Here is a 5461-nt window from a genome sequence, read left to right on the forward strand (position 1 = left end):
CGTTCCGTGGTTCGAGCACCGGCTCGTAACCGTCGGGCTTCGGTGGCAGTCCTCGGTGGCAGGCGTGGCACGCCTCTCGTACTGGAACGACCGGACGCGACGGGAAGTCCGCGGGCGGCATGCCACCGCAGACATGGCGTGTGTCTTGTGCTCGGAATATGGCGGCGGCGCATTTGCAGCGGATTTGAGTGTCGTAATTAATGGATAGCCTAGTGGCACTGGAACGGAAGGAAACACGATGGCACTGGCACTGTATAGAAGGTATCGTCCCGACACATTTGACGGCGTGATCGGGCAGGATCAGGTCACCGTTCCGTTGATGCGCGCGCTTGACGAGAACAAGCTCACGCACGCGTATCTGTTCTCCGGTCCGCGCGGCTGTGGGAAAACCAGTTCCGCGCGTATTCTGGCCCGTTGCGTGAACTGCGCGAAGGGTCCCACCTCCCATCCGTGCGGCGAATGCGCCAGCTGCAAGGACCTCGCCACAGGCGGTCCTGGTTCCATCGATGTGGTGGAAATCGACGCCGCATCCCACAACGGCGTGGATGACGCCCGCGAGCTGCGGGAACGCGCGGGATTCGCTCCGGCGCGCGACCGCTACAAGATCTTCATCCTCGACGAGGCCCATATGGTCACACCGCAGGGATTCAACGCGTTGCTCAAAATCGTCGAGGAGCCGCCGGAACACGTCATGTTCATCTTCGCCACCACCGAGCCGGACAAGGTGATCGGCACCATTCGCTCCCGTACCCACCACTATCCGTTCCGCCTGGTGCCCCAGGAGGTCATGGGTCCGTATCTGGAGCGCATCTGCGCCGATGAGCATATCGAGGCGGAGCCGGGTGTGCTGCGCCTCGCCATGCGGGCCGGCGGCGGTTCCGTGCGTGATACGCTTTCCGTGCTTGACCAGCTGATGATCGGCTCGGTCGACGGCAAGATTCCATATGATTCCGCCGTCGCGTTGCTGGGCTTCACACCGGATGCGTTGATTGGCGAGGCCATCGACGCGGTTGCCGACAAGAACGGCGAGGCGCTGTACGGCGTGATTCAGAAAGTGGTCGTCGGCGGATTCGAGCCACGACGATTCGTCGAGGATCTGCTGTCGCGCGTGCGCGATCTGCTGGTGCTCACGTTGGGCGGCGAGCGTGCGGAAAGCGTGCTGTCCGATGACGCCGCGGCGGAGAACATGGACGGCCTTCATCGGCAGGCCAAGGCTTTGGGCCTGGCCGCGTTGACGCAGATGGCGGATACGATCAATACCGCTTTGGCCGGTATGACCGGCGCGATTTCTCCGCGCATGCGCTTGGAATTGCTTGCCGCGCGTCTACTTGCGGGGCGCGAAGTCTCCATGATTTCGGCGGTGCCGGCGACGGCGTCTCCGGCGGATGCGCCGGTGGCAGTCGGCGGGGCGGAAGCGTCGCGGAATGCCGCGGAATCCGCGTCGCCGCGATATTCCATGGCGGGTTCGCGCCGCCGTGCGCAGCAGGCCGCGTCGAAGACGGCTTCGGAACCAAACACGACGACAGACCAGTTGGAGAATCCGAAGGAGAAACGTGCCGAAGTCCGCCCGTCCACGACGCCGACGAATGCCGCGGACGCCGTCGCTTCGGGTGCCGCTTCCGTGCTTGCCGAGGTCAAACAGGTGATGGGGGAGACTTCGCATGAGGCGCAGAATACTGGGCATCAGGCGGTGTCCATGACGTCGCAGCCATCGGTACCGGTGCACGATGACCGTACTCCGGATCAGCGGTGGGATGCGCTGGTGGCGGGACTGCCTGACGACGTGCGCCTCTACGTGAACCGTGAGAAGGTGCCGCGCATCCTGCTTGACGAGAAGACCAGCCGTCTGTGGATCAAATTCGACAAACCGCTCAGCAAATACGCCTTCGCCAAAGCCGTGGCCAAGGAATCCGTGGATGGCACCACCGATGTGGTGAGCATCGTCCGCGCCGAGGTGCGCAAAATCTTCGGCCCCGGCGTCACGCTCGCGCCGGCGCGAAAGCTGGCGGATGGGTCGCAATCCATACCATGGAGCAAACTCAGCCCCGAAGAGCAGGCTCGAATCAAGGCGCAGCTCGTGCAGGAACAGCTCAAAGCCGCCACGCAGCTGACCGCGTCCTTGGGAGGCGCGACGGTTGCCGACGAGGGCAAGGAACCGTCCAGCCAGCACAAGAACGAAGACGAGACGGCGGGGAGCGCATCGGATGACGATGCGCACCGAGTCGCGGCACCCGCGATTTCCGATGATCCGTGGAGTGGCGACGCCTCGCCGTCCGCTGCATTGGATGACGACCCATGGCACGTGGCGGCCGCGCAGCAAACGTCTTCCGCCGCGGAGTCCGGTGTGGAGTCCAATGCGAAGCCCACTGCGGCACCTGATGTGGAATCCGACATCGATGATCCGTGGGGGATGCCCGTAAGGCAATCGTCGCAGGCCGATGCCTCATGGAACGGTGGAAACGCAAATCGTGCCAACTCTCCGGAACACCATGCCAAGCATGTCGCCGTGCCGAATATCGATGACGGCGTGGATCCATGGGCGGTGCCGCTGCCGACTCCGCAAGGCGATGGTTCCATGGAGGCCACGTCGCCGCGGCAGCCTGTGCAATCCGAGCAATCGCAGCCCGCGCCTTCTTCGGCGGCGGACGATCCGTGGGGCGCGCCCATGCCGGTGCAGGCCGGTCCGGAAGAGCCTCGACCCATCGATCGTCGGAATGACCTGCGGCATCAGGCGATGGCGAATGCAAATCATGGCGCGCAGCAGGGGAACGACCCGTGGAGCCAGCGGCTTGCCTCCGACACGCCGGCCAAACCCGAAGTCGCGGCGGAAGACGACGAGTATTCGATGAACGACGAATCGCTCGGATCGTCCAACGCGATGAGCGTGCAGGATCTCAGCAAGTTGTTCGAAGTGAAGAAAGTAGAGGATTTCACCGCGGACGATCCGCGCAATCCGCGCAACATGCACGTCAAGAAGACCTTGGAGACCAACGACTGAGCCATTGGCGGAAATCCGCGGAACGCTTGCCGGCGATGCGGTGATTCCGCGATCGTGGCCGAGACGCGCCGAATGGCGAACGGGAACCGGTCGCGCGTCCGCATCGAATCCGAAACCAAGAAAGGCATGAAACCATGGCATTGGCCTATGACGGCGCCATCCAGCGCCTGATCGACGCATTCGCCCATCTGCCCGGCATCGGGCCGAAAGGAGCGCAGCGCATCGCGTTCTATCTGCTGAACGCGTCCGATGAGGAATCGCAGGGATTGATCGACGCCATTACGGAAGTCAAGGAAAAAGTGCGGTTCTGCGACATCTGCGGCAACGTATGCGAGACGAGCCCATGCCCGATTTGCGCCGATCCGCGCCGCGACCATAGCGTGATCTGCGTCGTCGAGGAACCGAAGGACGTGATGAGCATCGAACGCACGCGCGAATACCGCGGCATGTACCACGTGCTCGGCGGCGTCATCAACCCCATGGCCAACGTGCAGCCCAGCGACCTGAACATCGCCAAACTCATCGAACGCCTGAAAGACAACACGGTCAAAGAGGTGATCCTCGCCCTCAACCCCAACGTGGAGGGCGAGGCCACCACCAGCTTCCTGTCGCAGTTGCTGAGCCAGACCGACATCAAGGTGACGCGGCTGGCGAGCGGCCTTCCGGTCGGCGGCGACCTCGAATACGCCGACGAAATCACCCTGAGCCGTGCGCTGGCCGGACGCCGGGCCGTCTGACAACTGACCACCAAGCCGTCTGACAGTCGTCTGATACGAATTACGCGAAAGGCGGAATCGACGGATTTTTTACGGAAGAATCCATGTATGACAATCCATGAATCCGCCGGCAACGCATATCATGCCATGAATATGCGGGCAATTCCGCATGCTGGGCGCGTTCGCGCTTGACAAATCGTAATTTTCCTATAATCGTCTCGCCTACCTAGAATGGCTGGCAGGCAACAATACTGAAGAAGATTGGATTAGTTGTGGCTCTCATCGTGCAGAAGTACGGCGGCTCTTCCGTGGCCGACCCAGAATCGATCAAGCGCGTGGCCCGACGCATCATCGAAACGAAGAACGCCGGTAATGATGTGGCCGTTGTCGTCTCCGCAATGGGAGACACCACCGACGACCTGATTGATCAGGCGCTCAGCATCGACTCCAACCCGCCCGCACGCGAGATGGATATGCTGATGACCGCAGGCGAGCGTATTTCGATGAGTTTGCTCGCGATGGCAATTCATGCGGCTGGTTCCCATGCGTATTCCTTCACCGGCTCCCAGGCGGGTTTTATGACCGACGCCCAGTTCGGTACCGCGCATATCAAGGCTGTGAAGCCCGACCGCGTGCGTCACGCGCTCGACAAGGGCTCCGTCGCCATCGTGGCTGGTTTCCAGGGTGTGAACGAAGGCGGTGACGCCACCACGCTCGGCCGTGGCGGTTCCGATACCTCCGCCGTCGCGCTGGCCGTGGCGTTAGACGCCGACATCTGCGAGATCTACACCGATGTCGATGGCGTGTTCACCGCCGACCCGCGTATCGTGCCGACCGCGCGCCGCATTCCGGTCATCGACTACGAATCGATGCTGGAGATGTCGTCCTGCGGTTCCAAGGTGCTCGCCCTGCGCTGCGTGGAATACGCCCAGCGCTTCGGCATGCCGTTGCATGTGCGCAGCTCCTTCTCCCACCGCCGCGGCACGCTGATTGTGCCGGAAGGCGTCGACCCGCGCAAGCTGCCGAACATCTGAGTCCGGCAATCGCAATAATCGCAAGACTTTACAAACGAAGGTAAGAACATGAGCGAAAACAACAAGTCCTTGGGCGATCTGTTCCCCGATCTCGGCCCTGAGGTTCCGATCATCTCCGGCGTCGCGCACGACAGCACCGAGTCGCTGGCCACGGTGCGCCGCGTGCCGAACGAGCCGGGCATGGCCGCCAAGGTGTTCACGATGCTGGCCGAGGCCGGCGTGAACGTCGACATGATCGTGCAGGCGTCCGCGTCCACCGGTACCGCGGACATCTCCTTCACGGTGCCGGGCACCGCCGCCGCGAAGGTGAAGGAAGTGCTGCAGCAGAAGCAGGACGAGCTGGGATACCAGACGTTCGACGTCGATCCGAACGTCGGCAAGGTCGCCGTGGTGGGTGTGGGCATGAAGACCCATTCCGGTCTGGCGGCCAAGTTCTTCAACGCGCTGAGCGACAAGGGCGTGAACGTGCTGATGATCTCCACGTCCGAGATCCGCATCGCCGCTCTGGTGCCGCTGGAGCAGCTGCAGGACGCCGTCAAGGCGCTGCACACCGCATACGGTTTGGATGCCGACCAGGTTGAGGCCGTGGTGTACGGCGGTACCGGCCGCTGATCCCACGACTTGCCGGTTTCGGCGGAATATGATTCCAAGGAGCGCGATTTTGTAATCGCGCTCCTTTTGCGTTGTGGCCGGCCTCTCGCCGATCGCTGCTG

Annotated in this window: 4 protein-coding genes; all 4 read left to right on the forward strand. The window is 62.6% G+C overall.

Features of this window, described 5'->3' with window-relative positions; all coding sequences use genetic code 11:
- Window positions 1-238 precede the first annotated feature (238 nt).
- The 4 genes from dnaX to B3C64_RS00260 all read left to right on the forward strand — a co-directional run bounded on the left by dnaX (window position 239) and on the right by B3C64_RS00260 (window position 5360).
- Entirely contained in the window at window positions 239-2998 is a 2760-nt protein-coding gene (gene dnaX, locus B3C64_RS00245) for a DNA polymerase III subunit gamma/tau (RefSeq protein ID WP_291532924.1), read from the forward strand.
- Window positions 2999-3132: 134 nt separating this feature from the next.
- Entirely contained in the window at window positions 3133-3735 is a 603-nt protein-coding gene (gene recR, locus B3C64_RS00250) for a recombination mediator RecR (protein WP_291532925.1), read from the forward strand.
- Window positions 3736-3986: 251 nt separating this feature from the next.
- On the forward strand, window positions 3987-4748 hold the full coding sequence (locus B3C64_RS00255; RefSeq protein WP_291532926.1) for an aspartate kinase: 762 nt from the start codon (window positions 3987-3989) through the stop codon (window positions 4746-4748).
- Window positions 4749-4796: 48 nt separating this feature from the next.
- Complete coding sequence (locus tag B3C64_RS00260; RefSeq protein ID WP_291532928.1) at window positions 4797-5360, forward strand: ACT domain-containing protein; 564 nt, start codon at window positions 4797-4799, stop codon at window positions 5358-5360.
- The last annotated feature ends 101 nt before the right edge of the window (window positions 5361-5461 follow it).

Origin of the sequence: Bifidobacterium sp. UBA6881 (assembly GCA_002451435.1) — a bacterium.
GTDB lineage: Bacteria > Actinomycetota > Actinomycetes > Actinomycetales > Bifidobacteriaceae > Bifidobacterium.